Source organism: Rhodococcus sp. IEGM 1330, from assembly GCF_033142445.1.
In the GTDB taxonomy this organism is placed as follows: domain Bacteria; phylum Actinomycetota; class Actinomycetes; order Mycobacteriales; family Mycobacteriaceae; genus Rhodococcoides.
In genome coordinates, this window is record NZ_JAWLSB010000004.1 from 262,295 (window position 1) to 284,053 (window position 21,759).

19 protein-coding genes and 2 tRNA genes are annotated in these 21,759 nt (G+C 65.5%); 11 read left to right on the forward strand and 10 right to left on the reverse strand.

All coding sequences use genetic code 11. The features are described from left to right. The first annotated feature begins 19 nt into the window (after positions 1-19). From pcaB to R4P57_RS12070, 4 genes are read left to right on the forward strand one after another with little or no spacing between them, the layout of a single operon-like run. Entirely contained in the window at positions 20-1,369 is a 1,350-nt protein-coding gene (pcaB, locus tag R4P57_RS12055; RefSeq protein ID WP_317803073.1) for a 3-carboxy-cis,cis-muconate cycloisomerase, read from the forward strand. Then, a complete protein-coding gene (gene pcaD, locus R4P57_RS12060) occupies positions 1,366-2,547 on the forward strand; it encodes a 3-oxoadipate enol-lactonase (protein ID WP_317803075.1) in 1,182 nt (393 codons plus the stop codon). The genes pcaB and pcaD overlap by 4 nt, the downstream gene beginning before the upstream one ends. Further along, positions 2,544-3,365, forward strand: a complete 822-nt coding sequence (locus R4P57_RS12065; RefSeq protein ID WP_317803076.1) for an IclR family transcriptional regulator — start codon at positions 2,544-2,546, stop codon at positions 3,363-3,365. The genes pcaD and R4P57_RS12065 overlap by 4 nt, the downstream gene beginning before the upstream one ends. Next, a complete protein-coding gene (locus R4P57_RS12070; RefSeq protein WP_317803077.1) occupies positions 3,358-4,569 on the forward strand; it encodes an acetyl-CoA C-acetyltransferase in 1,212 nt (403 codons plus the stop codon). Before R4P57_RS12065 ends, R4P57_RS12070 begins: the two co-directional genes overlap by 8 nt. Positions 4,570-4,576: 7 nt before the next feature. On the opposite strand, the gene R4P57_RS12075 is transcribed toward R4P57_RS12070, so the two are convergent. Further along, a complete protein-coding gene (locus R4P57_RS12075) occupies positions 4,577-6,406 on the reverse strand; it encodes a sugar phosphate isomerase/epimerase and 4-hydroxyphenylpyruvate domain-containing protein (RefSeq protein ID WP_317803249.1) in 1,830 nt (609 codons plus the stop codon). 56 nt (positions 6,407-6,462) lie between these two features. Next, positions 6,463-7,350: a shikimate dehydrogenase gene (locus tag R4P57_RS12080; RefSeq protein ID WP_317803078.1), complete on the reverse strand. Its 888-nt coding sequence runs from the start codon at positions 7,348-7,350 to the stop codon at positions 6,463-6,465. 110 nt (positions 7,351-7,460) lie between these two features. Here R4P57_RS12080 and R4P57_RS12085 point away from each other — a divergent pair, with 110 nt between their 5' ends. The 3 genes from R4P57_RS12085 to R4P57_RS12095 all read left to right on the forward strand — a co-directional run bounded on the left by R4P57_RS12085 (position 7,461) and on the right by R4P57_RS12095 (position 10,496). Beyond that, positions 7,461-8,138: a TetR/AcrR family transcriptional regulator gene (locus tag R4P57_RS12085; RefSeq protein ID WP_317803079.1), complete on the forward strand. Its 678-nt coding sequence runs from the start codon at positions 7,461-7,463 to the stop codon at positions 8,136-8,138. Positions 8,139-8,316: 178 nt separating this feature from the next. Then, a complete protein-coding gene (locus R4P57_RS12090; RefSeq protein ID WP_317803080.1) occupies positions 8,317-9,675 on the forward strand; it encodes an MFS transporter in 1,359 nt (452 codons plus the stop codon). Between the two features lie 8 nt (positions 9,676-9,683). Further along, positions 9,684-10,496: an N-acyl homoserine lactonase family protein gene (locus R4P57_RS12095; protein WP_317803081.1), complete on the forward strand. Its 813-nt coding sequence runs from the start codon at positions 9,684-9,686 to the stop codon at positions 10,494-10,496. A 77-nt stretch (positions 10,497-10,573) separates the two neighbouring features. Here the strand turns inward: R4P57_RS12095 and clpX are convergent, their stop codons facing one another. From clpX to R4P57_RS12120, 5 genes are all read right to left on the reverse strand, one after another. Next, the gene (gene clpX / locus R4P57_RS12100) at positions 10,574-11,854 is read right to left on the reverse strand and encodes an ATP-dependent Clp protease ATP-binding subunit ClpX (protein ID WP_032379220.1); all 1,281 of its coding nucleotides are present in this window, start codon (positions 11,852-11,854) and stop codon (positions 10,574-10,576) included. A 297-nt stretch (positions 11,855-12,151) separates the two neighbouring features. Beyond that, the gene (locus tag R4P57_RS12105; protein WP_008715342.1) at positions 12,152-12,793 is read right to left on the reverse strand and encodes an ATP-dependent Clp protease proteolytic subunit; all 642 of its coding nucleotides are present in this window, start codon (positions 12,791-12,793) and stop codon (positions 12,152-12,154) included. A gap of 46 nt (positions 12,794-12,839) precedes the next feature. Then, positions 12,840-13,472 (reverse strand): ATP-dependent Clp protease proteolytic subunit, encoded by a 633-nt coding sequence (locus R4P57_RS12110; RefSeq protein WP_032379221.1) that lies wholly within the window; start codon positions 13,470-13,472, stop codon positions 12,840-12,842. Between the two features lie 100 nt (positions 13,473-13,572). Then, the gene (gene tig / locus R4P57_RS12115; protein WP_317803082.1) at positions 13,573-14,952 is read right to left on the reverse strand and encodes a trigger factor; all 1,380 of its coding nucleotides are present in this window, start codon (positions 14,950-14,952) and stop codon (positions 13,573-13,575) included. A gap of 112 nt (positions 14,953-15,064) precedes the next feature. Beyond that, positions 15,065-15,138: transfer RNA gene (locus R4P57_RS12120), tRNA-Pro, on the reverse strand. A gap of 169 nt (positions 15,139-15,307) precedes the next feature. On the opposite strand from R4P57_RS12120, the gene R4P57_RS12125 reads away from it, so the two are divergent. Together R4P57_RS12125 and R4P57_RS12130 are read left to right on the forward strand one after the other, a co-directional pair. Next, a tRNA-Gly gene (locus R4P57_RS12125) sits at positions 15,308-15,381 on the forward strand. A 109-nt stretch (positions 15,382-15,490) separates the two neighbouring features. Next, on the forward strand, positions 15,491-16,282 hold the full coding sequence (locus R4P57_RS12130; RefSeq protein WP_317803084.1) for a DUF1542 domain-containing protein: 792 nt from the start codon (positions 15,491-15,493) through the stop codon (positions 16,280-16,282). Here the strand turns inward: R4P57_RS12130 and R4P57_RS12135 are convergent. Together R4P57_RS12135 and R4P57_RS12140 are read right to left on the reverse strand one after the other, a co-directional pair. Continuing rightward, positions 16,279-17,073 (reverse strand): Fpg/Nei family DNA glycosylase, encoded by a 795-nt coding sequence (locus tag R4P57_RS12135; protein ID WP_317803085.1) that lies wholly within the window; start codon positions 17,071-17,073, stop codon positions 16,279-16,281. The two genes, R4P57_RS12130 and R4P57_RS12135, sit on opposite strands and share 4 nt — an antisense overlap. Further along, positions 17,074-17,553, reverse strand: coding sequence for a ribose-5-phosphate isomerase (locus R4P57_RS12140; RefSeq protein WP_317803086.1), 480 nt, complete (start codon positions 17,551-17,553; stop codon positions 17,074-17,076). A 16-nt stretch (positions 17,554-17,569) separates the two neighbouring features. Here R4P57_RS12140 and R4P57_RS12145 point away from each other — a divergent pair, with 16 nt between their 5' ends. Next, positions 17,570-18,232 carry a DUF429 domain-containing protein gene (locus tag R4P57_RS12145; protein ID WP_317803087.1) on the forward strand — a complete coding sequence of 221 codons (663 nt, stop codon included), beginning with the start codon at positions 17,570-17,572 and terminating at the stop codon, positions 18,230-18,232. A 76-nt stretch (positions 18,233-18,308) separates the two neighbouring features. Here the strand turns inward: R4P57_RS12145 and R4P57_RS12150 are convergent, their stop codons facing one another. Next, positions 18,309-18,926, reverse strand: coding sequence for a DsbA family protein (locus R4P57_RS12150; protein WP_317803088.1), 618 nt, complete (start codon positions 18,924-18,926; stop codon positions 18,309-18,311). A 157-nt stretch (positions 18,927-19,083) separates the two neighbouring features. On the opposite strand from R4P57_RS12150, the gene pepN reads away from it, so the two are divergent. Further along, a complete protein-coding gene (gene pepN / locus R4P57_RS12155; RefSeq protein ID WP_317803089.1) occupies positions 19,084-21,657 on the forward strand; it encodes an aminopeptidase N in 2,574 nt (857 codons plus the stop codon). Positions 21,658-21,759 lie beyond the last annotated feature (102 nt).

Here is a 21,759-nt window from a genome sequence, read left to right on the forward strand (position 1 = left end):
CGATTGGCGAAAGGGGACGATGGAATCCGAACGAGGGGCACTGTTCGATCCGACGTTCGGTAGCGATGAGGTTGCGCCGCTCGTGGGCGACCGGGCCTGGGTGACAGCGATGTTCGCCGTCGAGGCGGCGCTCTCGAGGGCCGCGGCCACGGTCGGTCTCGTGGAGGTCGGTCACGCCGAGGTCGTCACCACTGCTGCGACCGAACTCGGGGCGCAGCTGGACATCGCGAGGCTCGGAGCGGATGCGGCGGCCGGGGGCAACCCGGTGATCCCGTTGGTGAAGATCCTTCGGAACGAAGTTGCCGAGGCCGAGGTTCCTGCCACGGCAGTGCATCCCGGGGCCACCAGCCAGGACATCATGGACACCGCGCTGATGCTTGTCTCCCGCGATGCGCTCGGTGTGATCGAGGCCTCGCTCGACGCTGCGAGTGCCGCAGCGCGAGGTCTCGCCCTGGCCCACCGGACCACCCCGATGGCGGCCCGCACTCTCGGCCAGCAGGCATTGCCCACCACCTTCGGCCTGGTGGCTGCGAACTGGTTCTCGGGGCTGCGCCGCGCGCGGACCAGGGTCGCTGCCGTTCGACGCACATGCACCGTCCAGTACGGCGGGGCTGCAGGCACTCTCGCGGCCGTGTACCCACACGGACCAGCCATCGCCGCGGCGCTTGCCGTCGAACTGGGCTTGGCGCGACAGAACGCGCCCTGGCACACCGACCGCACCGCGATCGCCGATATCGCGTGCTCCTTGGGCGTCGCGGCAGGAACGATCGGCAAGATCGCCCAGGACATCGTGTCGATGTCCGCAACCGAGCTGGGCGAGGTCTCGGAGGACGCGCCGGGCGGATCATCGGCGATGCCGCACAAGCGCAATCCCGTTGCCGCCGTCACCGCTCGCGCTGCGTCCCGGCGAGTACCGGGTGCTGTGGCCACGGTGCTGTCGAACATGGACCACGAACATCAGCGCGCCGCGGGAGCGTGGCACGCCGAATGGGAGACGATCACCGATCTGCTGCGCCTCACCGGTGGTGCCGCCCATCGACTCTCGCAGAGCTTGAGCGGGTTACACGTTCATGCCGAAGAAATGGCTCGCAATCTCGACGCAACGGGCGGAGCTCTCCTCGCCGAACGTGTCACCGCGGCATTGGCCGCGCACACCGAGCAGGCCCGCGAGATAGTCACTGCCCGATGCGCGGCGGGAGCGCCGCTGGACAGCGACCCTGCCATCACGGCATTCCTCCCACCGTCGACGGTGCGCGAACTACTCGACCCGGCCGCGTATCTCGGCCACGCACCCGAGCTGGTCGACGCGATCCTCGCGGAGCGTGCCCTCGACACCGAACACACCACAGAATCGAAGGATTCACGATGACCGTCGCACTTGCTCACGAACGCACCGAGGGGCCCGGCCCCGACGCGGAGACCGTCGTGCTGATCGGTTCGCTCGGCTCGGATCGATCGATGTGGAACCCGCAGATCGGAACGCTCTCCGCCTCCGTACACGTTCTCGCCGTCGACCTTCGCGGGCACGGCCGGTCTCCGGTCCCACCCGGTCCCTATTCGGTGGCCGAACTCGCCGAAGACGTGGTGGCGCTGCTGGATTCACTCGATCTGACCCGTGTGCACCTCGTCGGCCTGTCCCTCGGCGGTGCGGTCTCGCAGTGGATCGCCATCCATCGCCCGGAGCGAGTGCGGACTCTGACATTGCTGTGCACCTCGGCGAAATTCGGCGAGCCGGCGCAATGGCTCGAGCGGGCCGCAGCGGTCCGAGCGGCCGGAACGGCGTCGCTGGCCGACGCCGTACTCGAGCGCTGGTTCACCCCCGAACTTGCCGCTCGCGACGCCGATCTCGTCGACCGGCATCGCCGGATGATCGCCGACACGTCCGACGAGGGATACGCAGCATGCTGTGAGGCGTTGTCGCACTGGGATTCTCGTTCGGATCTGAACCGCATCACCGCTCCGACCCTGGTGATCGCGGGCCGGCAGGATCCCTCGACCACCCCCGAGGACCTGAAAATCATCGCCGACGGCGTCATCGGATCGACGTTTCGGGTTCTCGACCCGGCCGCACATCTGGCCAACGTCGAGCAAGCCGGGCCCGTCACCGCGGCCGTTGCCGCACACATCGGATCGGATGCGTTTGCCGTCGGACGCGCAGCGGCCCACGATGCCGGTATGGCGGTGCGGCGCAGCATCCTCGGCGATGCGCACGTCGACCGCAGCATCGCCGCACGAACCGACTTCACCGCACCGTTCCAGGATTTCATCACCCGCACCGCATGGGGTGACATCTGGAATCGCCCAGGACTCGATCACCACACCCGCAGGCTGCTGACCCTGGCGATCCTGACGGCCGTGGGCAATGAACACGAACTCGACATGCACATCCGGGCAGCCCTGCGAGCAGGCACGGCGCCGGACACCCTGGCGGAGGTGTTCCTGCACACCGCGGTGTACGCGGGAGTTCCGAACAGCAACAGCGCATTCGGTCTCGCGAACGCGGCCATCGCCGAGACCTCGGCCGAGACCGAATCCGGTACCTCGTGAACTCCGCGGATTCGCCGCCGCCGTCCTCGGACTACGTTCAATCGCTCGGCCGCGGCCTCGCCGTGATTCGAGCATTCGACGCCGAGCATCCGCGTCGAACACTCTCCGATGTCGCCCGAGCAACCGACCTCACCCGGGCCACGGCCCGGCGGTTCCTGCTCACACTCGTCGAACTCGGCTACGTCCGTACCGACGGCTCGATGTTCTGGCTCACCCCTCGAGTGCTCGAGCTGGGCTACAGCTACCTGTCGAGCCTGTCGCTCCCGGAAGTCTCGGGGCCGCACCTCGAGGCTCTCGCCGAACGGGTGCGCGAGTCGTCCTCGGTCTCGATTCTCGACGGTGACGACGTGGTGTACGTCGCCCGTGTTCCGGTCAGCCGCATCATGACCGTCGGCATCAACATAGGCACCCGGTTCCCCGCGTTCGCAACATCGATGGGTCGCGTGCTGCTGGCCGGACTGCCTGCCGACGAACTCGCGGCCTACCTGAATCGGGTGCGCCTGACTCCTCTCACCGGTAAGACCATCACCACTGCCGACGCGCTCGGACGCGAACTCGCACGAGTGCGGACCGAGGGCTTCTGCCTGGTGGATCAGGAACTCGAAGAGGGGTTGCGCTCCATCGCAGCTCCCATCCACGACGGACACGGCGCAGTGGTCGCCGCGGCGAACGTCTCGACTCAAGCTGCCCGCCATTCCGCCGATGCAGTCCGCACAGAACTACTCCCGGCCTTGCTCGACGCCACCCGCGCCATCGAGACCGATTTGCTCCGGGTGAGTGCCGGCCCCAACGACAAGCGAGGAAACACCCATGCCTGACGCCGTGATCTGCGAACCCCTTCGAACACCGGTCGGTCGCTTCGGCGGTCAGTTCCGAGACATATCCGCCCAGGCCCTGGCCAGCACTGTCATCTCCGAACTCGTTGCCCGAACGGGCATCTCCGGTGCCGACATCGACGACGTCATCCTGGGCCAGGCGTCACCCAACGGTGACGCCCCCGCCATCGGACGCATTGCGGCACTCGATGCCGATCTGGGTATCGACGTCCCCGGGATGCAGGTCGACCGCCGCTGCGGCTCCGGGCTGCAAGCGGTATTGCAGGCGTGCATGCAGGTGCAGTCCGGCGGCAACGATCTGGTTCTGGCAGGCGGTGTGGAGAGTATGAGTCAGACCGAGTTCTACGCCACCGGCATGCGCTGGGGCGTCAAGGCCGAGGCCGTGGCCCTGTCCGACCGACTCGCCCGGGCGCGAGTGACCGCGGGCGGCAAGAACTTTCCGGTGCCCGGCGGCATGATCGAAACCGCAGAGAACCTGCGCGCGGAATTTTCCATCAGCCGCGCCGATCAGGACGCACTCGCAGTCCAGTCCCACCGACGCGCGGTAGCCGCGCAGAACAGCGGTGTGTTCGCCGAGGAAATCGTGGGAGTGTCGGTCCCCCAACGCAGATCGGATCCGATGCTCGTCACCACCGACGAGCATCCGCGAGCCGACACCACCCTGGAGTCACTGGCGAAGCTGAAGGCGATCCGTGCGTCGATGGACCCCGAGTCGACCGTCACCGCAGGAAACGCCAGCGGACAGAACGACGGTGCTGCCCTCGCGATCGTCACCACCCCGGAAAAAGCTGCTGCACTGGGACTTCGGCCGCTGGCCAGACTCGCCGGATGGGGTGTCGCAGGCGTTGCCCCACGCACGATGGGGATCGGACCGGTCCCGGCGAGCGAGAAGGCGCTCGGCCGGCTCGGCCTGAGCCTTGCCGACATGGGGGTCATCGAACTCAACGAGGCCTTCGCCGCTCAGGCTCTCGCCGTGACCCGGTCCTGGGGCATCGACCCCGACGATCCGCGGCTGAACCCACACGGTTCGGGCATCTCGCTCGGCCATCCCGTCGGTGCCACCGGAGCCCGCATTCTGGCAACACTGTTGCGCGAAATGGACCGCCGAGAGGTCCGCTACGGACTCGAGACGATGTGCATCGGCGGCGGCCAGGGACTTGCTGCGGTGTTCGAGCGAATCGGCTGATCACCGGTCAGTACTGCAGTTGCGCCGCCAACCGCACAGCCGAATTGGTCTCCCCGTAGCCCTCGTAGCCACCCACTCGCTGGACCACCTCGAAGAACAGGTCGTCGCCCACGGTTTCGGTGAAGAAGTGGAAGAACTCACCGCCGGTCGCGTCCGCGTCGTACAGGATCCCCAGACGCTGCATCGCGTCCAGGGTCTCGGGGCCGAGTCCGAATCGCGCGTCGAGATCGCGGTAGTAGTTGGGTGAGATCCGCAGCGGGGTGAGCCCGCGTTCGGTCATTGCACTCGCAGCGGCGTAGATGTCCTCGCACCCGAACGCCACATGTCCGACGCCTCCGCGCCGGGCCGCGGGCAGCGGGTCCGAGTCGGACGGGCGGCCGGGAACCATGTTGAGCGAGAGCCTGATCGTGCCGTTGGCGGTGGCGAGGGTGAGGGCTCGGCTCCGTACCAGGCCTATCGCGTCGACGACGTCCTGGCCCTCGTGTGGCACCATGCCGAACACAGAGCGCAGTAGCAGCATCACGCCGTCCCAGCTCTCGGCAGGCACGGCGAGTGCGATGTGATCCACGTGCGAGACGCACGCCCGGTTCTCTTCCACCACCCTCGGCACCAGATCGAATGCCGATTGCCACGCGCCCGCACTGTCGCGGGTGCGTAGGTCCAGCGACGTCGCACCGGTCACGGCCAGGCGCACCACTGCGTCGGTCGCGTCTGCCACACCGGGCATGGAGACGGTGGACGCGGTGACTCCCAGTGCGCGTGCCCGAGTCAGCCACAGATCCGGGCGCTCGCTGCGAATACCGATCTGGGCCAACGCCGGTAGGTGAGCCGGGACGCCCGGTGCGGTCCACAGCGTGTCCACGGTGGTGTCGACGGCGACGGCCAGCGGACCCTGGGTGAACAGGCTGAGTCCGTGTTCGCTGTGTGCCGCGGTCAGATCGAAGCCGAGGTGCCGCAGTGTGGTGCCCAGCTGCGCTGCCTTCGCCGGCCCTGCCGCAATCCGCAGGGAGACGACGTTCTCGATCGGACCCGGCGGCGGCGGCGCGAACAGATCGTTGCCGGCCGAGGGTGTTTCGACGCCGCGCACCTGCTCCTGGAGGTACAGCAGCGACCGATGCGCGTCGGATGCCGTGCGGCCGGTGTCGGAGTGCCGGAAGACGTCGTTGAAGATTTCGAGCGACCACGGGCCGGAATACCCGGACGCCGCGACATCGGCACCGAAGCGCGCCAGATCGAAGCTGCCCTGCCCGGGGAAGCACCGGTGGTGCCTGCTCCACTGCAGTACGTCCATCACCAGGTGCGGGGCGTCGGCCAACTGGAGGAAGAAGATCTTCTCGCCGGGGATCTCGCGAATGCCTGCGGAATCGTCACCGCGAGAAAGGATGTGGAAGCTGTCCAGGCACGTTCCCAGCGCGGGATGATCGACCTGCCGGACGATGTCCCAGGCATGGCGGTAGGTGTTCACGTGGGCACCCCACGCCAACGCCTCGTACGCCAGTCGCATTCCGCGCCGATGCGCACGTTCGGCGAGGGTTGCCATCTGTTCGACCAGCAGGGCGTCGTCACGCACGGCACCGGCCAGCGGCGAGGAGCAGACCAACAGCAGATCGCACCCCAGCTGTTCCATCACGTCGAATTTGTGTTCGGCGCGAACGAGATTGCGGGCGAACTGTTCCGGGTCGGCCGAGTCGGCGTCGCGAAAGGGCTGATAGAGATCGAGGGTCAGACCGAGGTCGGCTGCTTTCTTGGCGATGTCCTCGGGAAGGTCCGGTGAGCTGATCAAGTCCGGCTCGAACACCTCGAAACCGTCGAACCCGGCGTCTGCGATGGCGCGCATCTTCTCGTCCAGCGAACCACTGAGCGACACCGTGGCCACCGACGTGGCGATGTGTGTCACGCGAGAGCACCTGCGGTCGCACGATCCTCCAGTGCGATCAGCGAGCTCATGTGCGCGATCATTCGATCGGCGTCGGCGGTGCGTCCGGTGAAAATCTCGAAGGCGTCGGCGGCCTGGAACACCGCCATTCCGGTTCCGCTGAGCGTTCGGCACCCAGCCCGGGATGCAGCCGCGAGCAATTCGGTCTCGGCCGGTCGATACACGACCTCGGCGACCCACATCCTCGGATGCAGGAGTGACTCGGGCACAGCAGATCCTGGATGTTCGACCATTCCGATCGGGGTCGCATGCACCAGGCCGGTTGCGGTTTCGAGAACGGTGGCGAGACGGTCGAGGCCTGCCGACAGGATCTCGACATCCGGGAACATAGCCGACAAGGATTCCCGGAGTTGTTGTGCCCGAAGCGGATCGGCGTCCACGAGAGTGAGCCTGCCTGCGCCGCGGCGGGCCATCGCATAGGCAACGGCTGCCCCTGCTCCCCCGGCCCCGAGTTGCACCACGTCACCGATGTCGGCACCGGGTAGGCCGCGGCCGAAGTTGCGATCGAATCCGGACCAATCGGTGTTGTGTCCGACGGCTCGGCCGTCGGCGAACACCACGGTGTTGACGGCTCCGAGTCGGGCGGCGTCCTCGGAGAGCGCATCGAGAGTGGAGATGACGCGTTGTTTGCACGGGTGCGTGATGTTGAGTCCTCGAAATCCGAGGTCCCCGGCGGTCGAGACGAGACGGGGAAGGTCCAGGGCGGTCAATCCACGGCTGTCCAGGTCGATGATCCGGTACTGGTAGGTAAGCCCGTGCTCGGCGCCCTCTCGTTCGTGCATCGCGGGTGTGAGCGACTTGCCGATACCCGTCCCGATCAGTCCACAGAGCAGGGATTCCGGCATGTCGATCTCCTCGAGCCTTAATGTACGAATTGGTGAATTAGCTCGACGGTACTACGCCCCCGCCTCGCGCCCAACCCTTTCGCCGCAATCGGCGCCGATAGAGTTGATCCATGGCTCCGCGCGCAACCGATACGTCCGACGACAGCAGCGGACCCACCGTCAAGCGTCGACGCAACAGCGACCTGACCCGGCACAACATCCTCGAGGTGGCCACCGAGGAGTTCGCGGACAAGGGCTTCGCAGGGGCACGCATCGACGAGATCGCCGAGCGCACGCACACGACCAAGCGGATGTTGTACTACTACTTCACCGACAAGGAAGGCCTGTACAAGGCCGTACTCGAACGGTCGTACCTGCGCATTCGCGAGCGGGAACGAGACGTGGACGTCGAGGGCCTCGGGCCGGTCGAAGCCATTCGCGCCATCGCATCACTGACGTTCGACCATCACGAGGAGAATCCCGACTTCATCCGCCTGGTCTCCACGGAGAACATCCTTCGCGGCGAACACATCTCCACGTCCGAGGCACTGAACAACCTCGGCAATCCCGCCGCGGAACTGCTGTCGAGCATCCTGGCGCGAGGACAGGCGGACGGCGTGTTCCGCACGGACGTCGATGCCCTGGACGTGCACATGACGATCAGCAGCTTCTGCGTGTTCCGTCTGTCGAATCGGTACACCTTCGAGGCTCTCTTCGGCCGCGACCTCACCGACCCCCAGCATCGAAACCGTCTGCGCTCGATGCTCGGCGACATGATCATCGCGTTCCTGACCTCGGCTTCTCGCTGACGTTCGCGTTTTTCCGGTAGGCCTCGTCACGTCAGGGGTTGACACGTGGCATGGATCACGTTCAGTATTCAGAGGCACCCGGTGTTAACCATTTAGTACATTAGTGGTCCGATCGCCGAGAACGCGTCGTCGACCAGCGCCTACGCTCCCCCGCCTCACGAAGAGAGACACGAGAACGATGGATTCGCACACCCCTGGCACCCACCCGACGCCGCTTCGCCCCGGGGCGAACCCGCGCAAAGCGGCGACAGCCGCATGGGTCGGAAGCGCCCTCGAGTACTACGACTTCTTCATCTACGGCACTGCAGCCGCACTCGTCTTCGGCCGCGTGTTCTTCCCGGGCTCCAACCCGGCGACCGGCACCCTGCTCGCCCTGGCCACCTTCGGCGTCGGATACCTCGCACGTCCGCTCGGCGCACTGGTCCTCGGCCACATCGGTGATCGCTACGGACGCAAGAAGGTCATGGTCGCCACCGTCCTGCTGATGGGTATCGCCACCCTCGGCGTCGGTGTCCTGCCCTCGTACGAATCCATCGGCATCGCTGCGCCCATCATCCTGGTGCTGCTTCGGTTGTGCCAGGGATTCTCCGCAGGCGGTGAGCAGGCCGGAGCGAACTCGATGACGCTCGAACACGCCCCGGACAACAGGCGTGCGTTCTTCACCAGCTTCACCCTCAGTGGCACCCAGGGCGGACAGATTCTCGCCACCGCGGTGTTCCTGCCCGTCGCCATGCTCCCCGAGGAAGCACTGCTCAGCTGGGGTTGGCGAATCCCGTTCTTCCTCAGCGCTTTCGTCGTCGTCGCCGCCTTCGTGATCCGCCGTTCGCTCGACGAGACCCCGGTCTTCGAGCAAGAAGTGGCCTCCACCGAACCGCAGCGCCTGCCCGTGGCCGAACTGCTCAGCGAGCATCGACCGGCCGTGGTCCGCGTCATGCTGGCCGCCGTGATCGCCTCCGTCAGCACCATATTCACCGTCTACGCACTGTCCTACGCCGTGAACACCGTCGGCCTCGAACGCACCCCCATGCTGTGGGTCGGCGTTCTCGCCAACGTCGTCGCACTCGTCGCATTGCCCTTCTTCGGTGCCCTGTCGGATCGCATCGGACGCAAGCCGGTGTTCCTGTTCGGCTCCATCGGCTGCGCGATCCTGATGTTCGGCTACCTGTGGTCCATCTCGACCGGCAACTACGTCCTCATCTTCGCCTTCGGCATCGTGATGTTCGGGTTCGTGCACAGCGCCACCGGCGGTGTCTGGCCCTCGTTCTACGGTGAGATGTTCCCGGCCCGGGTTCGTCTGACCGGAACCGCGCTGGGAACCCAGATCGGTTTCGCCATCGCAGGGTTCGCGCCGACCATCGCAGGCGCGATCGCCGGAGCCGAGGTCGGTGCGTGGCTACCCGTCGCGATCGTCACCGCGGTCTTCTGCACCATCAACGTGGCCATCGTCGCGACTTCGAAGGAGACCTTCCGTACCCCCACCGACGAGCTCGGTGTTCCGACCCGCACCACCGACGGCGCGCGCGTCGCATCGGTCTGACCGCGATCGTGATCGACGCACTTCGACCTGCAGCGGCGGGCACCTGGACGGTGCTCGCCCTGCAGTATGCCAGCCGAACAGCATTGCGCAGCAATCTCTTTCACCAACGTGACGAGCGCAGCACCGAAAGCCAGACGGTGGCCTACTACGTGTGGCTCGCCCTCTCGAAGAACCGCACGGTGCTGATCGACGCCGGAATTTCCCCGGCCACAGCGGAACCGATGGACGGGCTCGACTATCACGGGTCACCCATCGATCTGCTCGGCGAACTCGGCCTCACACCGAACGACATCGACACCTGCATCCTGACCCACCTGCACTACGACCACACCGGGGTCGTCGCGGAGCTCCCGACCGCGCGATACGTGGTGCAGCGCACAGAGCTCGAATACTGGACCGGGCCGTGGGCCGCCCGCATCACCCGAGAGCAGTGGTTGCACTCGGGAGCCGACACCGAACACATCGAATCCGCCGATCGTGGCACTCGGCTCGACCTCGTCGACGGCGATCTGGACCTGTTCCCCGGGCTGTCCGTCCACGCCGTCGGCGGACACACCGCAGGCATGCAGGTGGTCAGAGTGAACACCGAGCGCGGCCCGGTGGTGTTGGCCTCCGACGCCAGTCATTTCTACGAGAACTTCGAGGACGACAGCCCGTTCGCGATCCTGCATGCGCTGCCGGACATGTACGGGGCCTTCGACCGAATTCGGGAGCTCGCCGCCGGCACCGGCATCGTCGTGCCCGGCCACGACCCACTGGTTCGACGCCGATTTCCCGCTGTGACCGACGCCCCCGGCGCGCACGCGGTGATCATCGGCTGAGTACAGCCAGAAACGACGAATCCCCGACCGCGCGATGAGGTCGGGGATTCGTCGTTCAGCTGGTGGATCGGCGCGTATCAGGCGGACTTGTCGCGGCGCTCCGGACGCTCGGGCTTGCGCGGCACGATGGTCGGCAGCACGTTGTCGTTGACTGTTTCGGCAGTCACGACGACCTTCTCCACGTCGTCGCGGCTCGGGATGTCGTACATCACCGGAAGCAGAACTTCTTCCATGATGGCGCGCAGGCCACGTGCACCGGTTCCGCGGAGAATGGCCTGGTCGGCGATTGCGTCGAGGGCCTCGGCGGTGAACTCGAGCTCCACACCGTCCATGTCGAACAAGCGGCGGTACTGCTTGACCAGCGCATTCTTCGGCTCGGACAGAATCGTCACGAGCGATTCCTTGTCCAGGTTCGTCACCGACGCGATCATCGGCAGTCGACCGATGAACTCGGGAATCAGACCGAACTTGATCAGGTCCTCCGGCATCACCTCGGCGAAGTGATCCTGCGTGTCGATCTCGGCCTTGGAGCGAACCTCGGCTCCGAATCCGAGCCCGCGCTTGCCGACCCGATCGGACACGATCTTCTCTAGTCCGGCGAACGCACCGGCGACGATGAAGAGCACATTGGTGGTGTCGATCTGGATGAACTCCTGATGCGGATGCTTGCGACCACCCTGCGGCGGCACGCTGGCCTGAGTTCCTTCCAGGATCTTGAGCAGCGCCTGCTGCACGCCTTCACCGGACACGTCGCGCGTGATCGACGGGTTCTCGCTCTTGCGCGCGATCTTATCGACCTCGTCGATGTAGATGATGCCGGTCTCGGCGCGCTTGACGTCGTAGTCCGCGGCCTGGATCAGCTTGAGCAGGATGTTCTCGACATCCTCGCCCACGTAGCCGGCCTCGGTGAGGGCGGTGGCGTCGGCGATGGCAAAGGGCACGTTGAGCATCTTGGCCAGGGTCTGAGCGAGGTACGTCTTTCCGCACCCCGTCGGTCCGAGCATCAGGATGTTCGACTTCGCCAGTTCGACTGATTCGCCTCGTACGTCGCGCGCCTTGTCACCGGCCTGGATGCGCTTGTAGTGGTTGTAGACCGCAACGGCCAACGTGCGCTTGGCAGCATCCTGACCGATCACGTAGTTCTCGAGAAAGTCCTTGATCTCCGAGGGCTTGGGGAGGTCGTCGAGCTTGACTTCGCTCGATTCGGCCAATTCCTCTTCGATGATCTCGTTGCACAGGTCGATGCACTCGTCGCAGATGTACACCCCTGGTCCAGCGATGAGCTTCTTGACCTGCTTCTGGCTCTTGCCGCAGAAGGAGCACTTCAGCAGATCTCCACCGTCACCGATGCGTGCCATTCGGAGGTTCCTACTTCCTTGTCCGCGTACGACCCACGCCGACCGGGTGTGGCCGAAACCTTCGTGGGCTACTTCTCGGTCTGTCGTCATGCCGACTTCGGCCGACCGAGTTCTTGGATGCGACGGTACCCGTGTTCGCCGAACATGGGCGGGTTGTTTCCGGTGATTCGCCACCCGATTTCACCGAATACAGCATTCGGGTCGTCGATCGCGACCGCCGGGCGGAGTTTCACACTCACACCCGGCGTCGGAATCTTCTGCCGGACCTGACCGGTCCGACCGGTGGTACTCGGTCTGCTACTTCTGGGCGGAGAGCTTGCGGTACTCGAACACGGTGTCGATGATCCCGTAGTCCTTGGCCTGTTCCGCGGTGAGGATCTTGTCGCGATCGGTGTCCTTGCGGATGACGTCGGGATCCTTGCCGGTGTGGCGGCCGAGAGTGGTCTCCATGAGTCGACGCATGCGCTCGATCTCGGCGGCCTGGATTTCCAGGTCGGACACCTGGCCCTGAATGCCACCGCTGGAGGGCTGGTGAATCAGCACGCGCGCGTTGGGCAGTGCCGCACGCTTACCGGGAGTACCGGCGGCGAGCAGAACGGCGGCGGCAGACGCGGCCTGGCCGAGGCAGACGGTCGCAACATCGGCGCGGACGTACTGCATCGTGTCGTAGATCGCCATCAGCGAGGTGAACGAGCCACCGGGTGAGTTGATGTACATGGTGATGTCCCGGTCGGGGTCGAGTCCCTCGAGCACCAGCAGCTGAGCCATGACGTCGTTGGCCGACGCGTCGTCGACCTGGACGCCGAGGAAGATGATGCGCTCCTCGAACAGCTTGTTGTACGGGTTCGATTCCTTGACGCCGTAGCTGGAGTGCTCGACGAAGGACGGGAGGATGTACCGCGAGGACGGCAACTGATTGGGATCGAACAGGTTTGTCATCGTTTCTCCAAGATGTGAGTGATCGAGGTCGCCGGTACCGGCCGATTTACTCGCCGATTCCGCCGGCCTGCTGCGCGCGGCTGACGACGTGGTCCACGAACCCGTATTCCTTGGCCGCTTGCGCGGTGAACCACCGGTCGCGATCGGAGTCCTCGGTGATCTGCTCGACGGTCTGGCCGGTGTGCTGAGCGATGAGCTCGGCCATCTCACGCTTGGTGTGCGCGAACTGCTCGGCCATGATGGCGATGTCGGAGGCGCTGCCGCCGATTCCGGCCGAGGGCTGGTGCATCATGATGCGCGCGTGCGGCAGAGCGTAACGCTTGCCCTTGGCTCCGGCCGAGAGCAGGAACTGACCCATCGAGGCAGCCAGACCCATGCCATAGGTGGCGATATCGCACTCGGCGAATTCCATCGTGTCGAAGATGGCCATACCCGCGGTGACCGAGCCACCGGGTGAGTTGATGTACAGCGAGATGTCGCGGGTGGCATCCTCGGCGGAGAGCAGCAGGATCTGCGCGCACAACTTGTTGGCGATGTCATCGTCGACCTGGGTACCGAGGAAAATGATTCGGTTTTGAAGCAGACGCTCGTACACGGAGTCGCTGAGATTCAGGCCTGCTGCGGCCGAAGTCATGACGGGACTCTGCTCGTGCGAAGCCGCCGGATTCTGAACAGTCACGGTACCTGCCTTTTCATAACAAATCGTTGGTTCCTGACACAGACACTAACGAAAGACGGCGGCTCCGGAGTCCCGGAACCGCCGTCGTTCGCTGTGAGCGTTACTTCTCTTGTTCGCCCTCGGAAGAATCTGCTGCTTCGGCCTCGTCGGGAGCATCGGCGGGGCTGCCGAACAGCTCGGCCGTATCGACGCTGGCACCGTTGGTGTCGGTCACGGTGACGCGCTCGACGACCGATGCGAGGGCCTTACCGCGCTTGACGTCTGCGAACACGGCACCGAGCTGGTTGGCCTGCTGCACCTGCTGGATGAACTGCTCGGGCGGCATGCCGTAGCGCTGCGCCTGGAAGATGATCCGCTCGGTGAGCTCTTCCTGCCCGACCTGCGTGTTCTCTGCCTCGGCGATCGCATCGAGAAGGAGCTGGGTACGCACCGACTTCTCGGCACCTTCCTTGACGTCCTTGTCGAATTCCTCGCGGCTCGAACCCTGCGATTCGAGCAGCTCGGCGAGTGCTTCCTCGTTGTGGTCGAGACCGTGGATGGCCTCGTGCACCTGGGAATCGACCTCGGCCTTGACGACGGCCTCGGGAGCCGGAATCTCGAGCGTCTCGAGCAGCGTCTCGAGCACCTTGTCGCGGATCTGACCGGCCTGCTCGACCTTCGCAACTCGCTCGACTCGCGTCTTCAGATCGGCGAGCAGCTCGTCGAACGTGTCGAACTCGCTGGCCAGCTGAGCGAACTCGTCGTCGGCCTCGGGCAGCTCGCGCTCCTTGACGGACACGACCTTGACCGTGACGACCGCTTCCTTGCCTGCGTACTCACCGGCGACCAGAGTCGAGGTGAACTCCTTCGACTCGTCCGCGGAGACGCCGATGATCGCGTCGTCGAGTCCCTCGATGAGCTGGCCGGAGCCGACCTCGTGGGACAGTCCGCTCGCGGTTGCCTCTTCCACGTTCTCGCCGTCGACAGTGGCCGAGAGATCGATCGAGACGAAGTCGCCCGACTGGACGGGACGATCGACACCGGTCAGGGTGCCGAAACGCTGGCGCAGCGACTGCAGCTGCTCGTCGACGGCCTCGTCCTTGATCTCGAGCGGATCGACGACGACGCTGATGGTCGAGTAGTCGGGCAGATCGATCTCGGGGCGGACGTCGACCTCGGCGGTGAACGTGAGCTCGGTGCCGTCCTCGATCTTGGTGATCTCGATCTCGGGCTGGCCGATGACCTTGACCTTCTCGTTGGTCACGGCCTCGGAGTAGCGGGAGGGAAGAGCGTCGTTGACGACCTGCTCGAGGACCGCACCACGGCCGACGCGAGCCTCCAGCAACTTGGCCGGAGCCTTGCCGGGACGGAAGCCGGGGAGGCGGATCTGCTGAGCCAAAGCCTTGTACGCGCGGTCGAAATCAGGCTTGAGCTCCTCGAAGGGCACCTCAACGTTGATACGGACTCGCGTCGGGCTCAGCTGCTCGACGGTGCTCTTCACGGAACATGCTCCTTCTGGTAATTCTTGCTTGCTGGTGGTGCTTACGGTGCTGGCTTGCGGTCTTACCTCGCTCGCCGCGAACACGGCGAACCGTGCCTGCGGCCCTCATTTGTCGGGGTGACAGGAATTGAACCTGCGACCCTCCGCTCCCAAAGCGGATGCGCTACCAAGCTGCGCCACACCCCGTCGTACCCACACCATTGAACAGCAACCGATAGTAGCCCCTCATCGGCGCCCCACCGAAGGCGTTCGGCCGAACCGGCGCGGCATGCCGGTTTGGAATCCGGCAGCGGCGTTGGGTACAGTCTTGAAACGCAGGCGACGGAACTGGCGATCCCACGACTGTTGTTTGCACGCCGATGTAGCTCAATGGTAGAGCCCCTGTCTTCCAAACAGGCTACGCGAGTTCGATTCTCGTCATCGGCTCCATCGAAAAGCCCCGCACTGTCAGTGTGGGGCTTTTTCGTGTCCGCGTACCCTGGACGGTGTCCGAATTGTCCGTACGAACCGGGCATGCACCGTCGGCGGAAGGCCCGCAGTGGAAATAGTCCTGATCATCCTCGTCGTCGCCGCAGTGGCCCTGCTGGTGCTGCGAAGCAAGAAGAGATCGGCTGCGGCGGCCGAAACCGCGCTGGCCGACGCCAAGGCCGATGCCCGCCAATCGATCGAACGTCTCGGCGGGCAGGTCTACAACCTGATCGGCACCGACACACCGTCCAAGCAGGCCCTGGCCGACGCGTCCGAACGCAACATCGCTGCCGGTTCGCAGATCGACCAGGCCACTACCCCCGAACAGGCTCGACTGGCCAAGCAGACGGCGCTCGAGGGGCTCTACTACATCCGTGCCGCGCGCCTGGCGATGGGCATGGATCCGGGCCCGGAGGTGCAGGGCATCGACGGCCAACAGCAGGCGGGTCGAGTCACCGAGGATCGCAAGGTCGACTTCGAGGGCCGTGAGATCGCGGCATCACCGGATCCGTCCGATCGCACCCCGAACTACTACCCGGGTGGCCGAGTCGCGGGCCGTCCGGTGCCCGCGGGCTGGTACTCCGAGCCGTGGTGGCGTCCGGCCCTGGTCGCAGGCGTATGGGGAATGGGTTCGATGTTCCTGTTCTCGGCGATGTTCTCCGGCATGGCCGGGGTTCCGGAAGAGACTGCGGCAGGCGACGACATGGGGGCCGACGGTGCCGGCGATGGGTCCGGCGACGACTACAGCGGCGGTGACTCCGGCGGCGGCGACACGGAATTCGGTGCCATGGACGACGGGGGCGGGGGCATGTTCGACGGCGGAGGCGACTTCGGCGGTGGAGGCGACTTCGGCGGGTTCTAGGTCGCCTGACAGACCGGGCACCAGAACAGGTTCCGAGCCTGCATCACCGAGTGCAGGATGTCGGCTCCGCACACCCGGCAGGGATATCCCTGCCTGCGGTAGACGTACGAGCGCGGTCGCCGCGCACCGTAGGTGTCGCCGTGATCGTCCTCGGGCCGGATGGTGATGATGCGACCGCGTCGAACACCGATCTTCATCAGTTCGACGAGGTCGAACCAGATCGCGTCCCACTCGGATCGGTCGAGGTCTTTGCCCGGTCGCATCGGGTTGATCTCGTGGCGGAACAGAATCTCGGCACGGTAGACGTTTCCGACGCCCGCGAGCACCTTCTGATCCATCAGCAGAGTGCCGATTGCCGTGCGCGACTTGGAGATTCGCGCCCAGGCAGCGTCGGAGTCGGCGTCCTTACGCAGCGGGTCCGGCCCCAGGCGCGCCACCAGGGCGTCGACCTGCTCCTCGGTGTAGATCTCGCAGGCCGTGGGCCCGCGGAGGTCGGCACCGTACTTCTCCCCCACTATGCGCAGCCGCACGGCACCCACCGGATCGTTCAGCGGCACAGCCTGTTCGGTGAACTTCCCGTACAGGCCGAGATGGATGTGCACGATCAGGTCGGACTCGTATCGGTGCAGCAGATGCTTGCCCCAGGCCTCGGCCTTTTCCAGTACGAGACCGTCGATCAGCGCAGCACCGGAGGTGAAGCGCCCCTGTGGGCTGCTCGCCTCGACCGGTGCCCCGCCGAACCGACGTTGATGCAACCGAGCCAGTCGGTGCAGGGTGTGCCCCTCGGGCACCTACGCGGGCTTTCCCGGCACGGCGGGTGCCTCGCCGCTGCGCTCGTACTCGGACAGGATGTCGATGCGGCGCTGGTGGCGCTCCTCGCCCGAGAACGGAGTACCGAGGAAGGCGTCGACGATGGCGAGGGCTTCGGGGAGGGTGTGCATGCGGCCACCTATGCCGATGAGCTGGGCGTCGTTGTGCTCGCGGGCCAACTTGGCGGTTTCGACGCTCCACGCCAGCGCGCAGCGAGCGCCCGGCACCTTGTTGGCTGCGATCTGCTCGCCGTTTCCGGAACCGCCGAGCACCAGGCCGCGGCTACCCGGGTCGGCGACGACGCGGCGTGCTGCGTCGATGCAGAATGCCGGGTAGTCGTCGACGGGGTCGTAGTCGAAGGCACCGCAGTCGACGGGCTCGTGCCCGGTCGCCGTCAGGTGTTCGATGATCTGATTCTTGAACTCGAGGCCGGCGTGGTCGGCACCCAGGTATACGCGCATGCCTAGAGTCTGACAGGTGAACTCCGAAGCCGAGAAATTCGCCGGTGTGGACGGCGCGAAAGGCGCGTGGGTGGTCGCCTTCTTTGCCGGGACGACCCTCACATGGACCGAGTGTGCGTCGGTGACGGAGGTGCTCGAGGTGACACGGGACTGCGCACGGGTGGGTGTCGACATGCCGCTGTCGTTGCCCGAGCACGGCTATCGGGTCAGCGAACTGGAGGCGAAGACGTTTCTCGGTAGTGCGCGAAGCTCCATCTTTCACACGCCGGTCGTCGACGTGCTCGCCGCCGAGTCGTATCCCGACGCGTGTGCGGTGTCTCGGCAGCTCACCGGCAAGGCGATCAGCAAGCAGACGTGGCATATCCTGCCTTCCGTGAAGGCGTGGCGGGATGCGGACTTCGACCGGGACAGGTACGTCGAGGTACATCCCGAATGCTCGTTCCGCGCCATGTCACCGACGACGACGTTCGCGTCGAAGAAGACCGGCAGAGGCGTCGGGCAGCGGTTGGCCGCCCTGATGCGCTGGAGCGAACACGTCGACCTGGCGGATCTACCGCCCGGGCCCGCCGTCGACGACTTCCTCGACGCGGCCGCAGCGGCGTGGTCGGCGAGGCGATTCCACGTCGGCGAGCACCGAGTGTTCGGCACCGTCGACCCGTCGGATCGAATCGTCGCCTAGCTGCACCGACCCAGCGCCCGTCGTGCGTGAAAGTTCGACTGCTACTACGAATTTCCACGCACGAGGGGTAGCGCTGTCAGTCGAACTGCGGATCTTCGTTTCGGCTGCGCTTGAGCTCGAAGAAGTGCGGGTACGACGCGAAGATCACCGATGCGTCCCAGAGCTTGCCTGCCTCTTCGCCACGCGGGATTCGGGAGAGCACAGGGCCGAAGAAGGCCACACCGTTGACGTGGATGGTCGGGGTGCCGACGTCGGGTCCGACCTTGTCCATACCTGCGTGATGACTGGTCCGCAGGTCCTCGTCGTAGTCGGTGCTCTCGGCGGCCTTCGCAAGGTCACCGGGCAGGTCGAGTTCCGCCAACGACTCCGCGATCACGACGTCGAAATCCTTGTTGCCCTCGTTGTGAATTCGCGTTCCCATGGCCGAGTACAGCGGGTCGAGGATCTCGTCACCCTTCAGCTTGGCAGCGGCGATCGCGACGCGAACCGGCCCCCAGGCCTTCTTCATCATCGCGGCGTACTCCTCGGGCAGATCGCGGCCCTCGTTGAGCACTGCCAGGCTCATGACGTGGAAGTTCACATCGATGTCTCGCACCTGCTGCACCTCGAGAATCCACCGCGAGGTGATCCAACACCACGGGCACAGTGGGTCGAACCAAAAATCCGCAGTGTCTTTCTGTCCTGAACCGGCCACTGTCCTACTCCTTGGAAGTCGAGGTCAACGTCTCTCATTGGGTAACAACCGCCCACCGCGCAGACATTCCGCACGGCCCGTCGGCCAGCGCGGGGTACGCGTGACGTGATGGGATGGAAGGCACTATCCATAACTACACGAAGAGGTGTCGACTGAAGTGGTTGCTCCCAACCTGACGCGTGACCAAGCCTCCGAGCGTTCGGCGATCATCGGGGAAACGAAGTACGCGATCGTTCTCGATCTCACCGACGGCGAGGGCAATCCGGGCGAGAAGACGTTCCGCTCGCTCACCACCATCACGTTCGCGGCCACCGCCGGGGCGTCGACATTCGTGGACGTCATCGCGAGCACGATCCGCTCCGCGACGCTCAACGGCACCGAGTTGGATACGGCGAGCTACGACGAGTCGACCGGCATCTCGCTCGAGAATCTGGCCGAGCACAACGAACTCGTCATCGACGCGGATTGCCTCTACTCGCACACCGGAGAAGGACTGCACCGCTTCGTCGATCCGTCGGACGGCACGGTCTACCTCTACTCGCAGTTCGAGACCGCCGATGCCAAGCGCATGTTCGCCTGCTTCGATCAGCCCGACCTCAAGGCCACCTTCGATCTGAAGGTCACCGCACCGGAGAGCTGGACCGTCATCTCCAATGCCGCGCACGGTGCCGAGCCTGCAGCGGGCGAGCATGTGTTCGACACGACACCGTTGATGAGCACCTACCTCGTCGCGCTGATCGCCGGACCGTACGCGGAGTGGACCGACTCGTACACCGACGACCACGGCACCATTCCGCTCGGAATCTACTGCCGCGCATCGCTTGCCGAGCATATGGACGAGGAACGACTGTTCACCGAGACCAAGCAGGGCTTCGGTTTCTACCACGAGAACTTCGGCACTCCCTACGCCTTCGGCAAGTACGACCAGCTCTTCGTGCCCGAGTTCAATGCGGGTGCGATGGAGAACGCCGGTGCCGTCACGTACCTGGAGGACTACGTCTTCCGGTCCAAGGTGACCCGCGCCTCGTACGAGCGTCGCGCCGAGACCGTGCTGCACGAGATGGCGCACATGTGGTTCGGCGACCTGGTGACCATGACCTGGTGGGACGACCTGTGGCTCAACGAGTCGTTCGCCACGTTCGCCTCGGTGCTGTGCCAGTCCGAGGCAACCGAATACACCAACGCTTGGACCACCTTCGCCAACGTCGAGAAGGCCTGGGCCTACCGACAGGACCAGTTGCCGTCGACGCACCCCATCGCCGCCGACATTCCCGATCTCGCGGCCGTGGAGGTCAACTTCGACGGCATCACCTACGCCAAGGGCGCGAGTGTGCTCAAGCAGCTGGTGGCGTACGTCGGCAAGGAGGACTTCCTCGCCGGGTTGCGGGCGTACTTCGTCGATCATGCCTTCGCCAACGCGACGTTCTCGGATCTGCTTGCCGCGCTGGAGAAGTCGTCGGGACGCGACCTCTCCGACTGGGGCACCCAGTGGCTGCGCACCACCGGCCTGAACACGCTGAGCCCGGATTTCGAGGTCGACGCCGACGGCAAGTTCACCCGCTTCTCGGTGCTGCAGACCGGTGCGGCCCCGGGTGCAGGCGAGCATCGCGTGCACCGCATCGCAGTCGGCATCTACGACGACGTCGACGGCAAGCTGGTGCGCACCGACCGCGTCGAACTCGACCTCGACGCTGCCGAGTCGACGAATGTCGACGCGCTGGTGGGCGTCTCGCGCGGCAAGCTCGTCCTGGTCAACGACGACGACCTGACGTACTGCGCGGTGCGACTCGACCCGGATTCGCTCGATGTCCTCCTCTCTCGAATCGGTGACATCGCCGAGCCACTCCCCCGCACTCTTGCGTGGTCGGCGGCCTGGGAGATGACTCGATCCGCCGAGATGAAGGCGCGAGACTTCGTGGCCCTCGTCCAGCGCGGAATCGGCGGTGAGACGGAAGTGGGTGTGGTGCAACGTCTTCTGCTGCAAGCCCAGACCGCCATCTCCAGCTACGCCGATCCGGCATGGGCGGCCGAGCACGGTACCCCCGAGTTCGCCGATGCACTGCTCGAGCTGGCGCGCAGCGCCGAAGCAGGCTCGGATCACCAGCTGGCCTTCGTCAATGCTCTCACCGGCACCGAACTCGGTGACCGTCACACCGACGTGCTGAACGCTCTTCTCGACGGTGATGTCGAGGGGCAGTCTCTGACCGGCCTCGGCGTGGATACCGATCTGCGCTGGCGCATCGTCACGGCGCTGGCCGGTGCCGGTGCGATCGACGCCGAAGGCCTGGACTCACCGGTGATCGACGCCGAGGCAGCCAGGGACAACACTGCCGCCGGAGCCCGGTCGGCAGCGGCTGCGCGAGCCGCTCGGCCCAGCTCGGAGGTCAAGGAGCAGGCCTGGACGACAGTGGTCGACGACGATGCAGTTCCCAACATCACGGCACGCTCGATCATCGGTGGCTTCGCCGGTCCCGGCCAGGGCGAGCTGCTCGAGCCGTACGTCGCCCGCTATTTCGACGCTATCGAGGGTGTCTGGTCTCGTCGATCCAGCGAGGTCGCGCAGACCGTCGTGATCGGGCTGTATCCCTCCTGGTCGATCAGCGAGCAGTCGCTGGCGGCAGCGGACGGATTCCTGGACGGCGACCTGCCTCCGGCACTCCGTCGCCTGGTGATCGAGGGTAGGGCCGGAATCGTTCGGGCTCTCGCGGCACGGGAGTTCGACGCGAGCTGATCTCGACGGCACCTACGACGAGGGCCGGTTGCGCCCCCACCAGGTGGAGCAACACGCCCGCGTCGGAGGTGCGCGGGCGGGTGGTGGCGATCGACGGGGTCA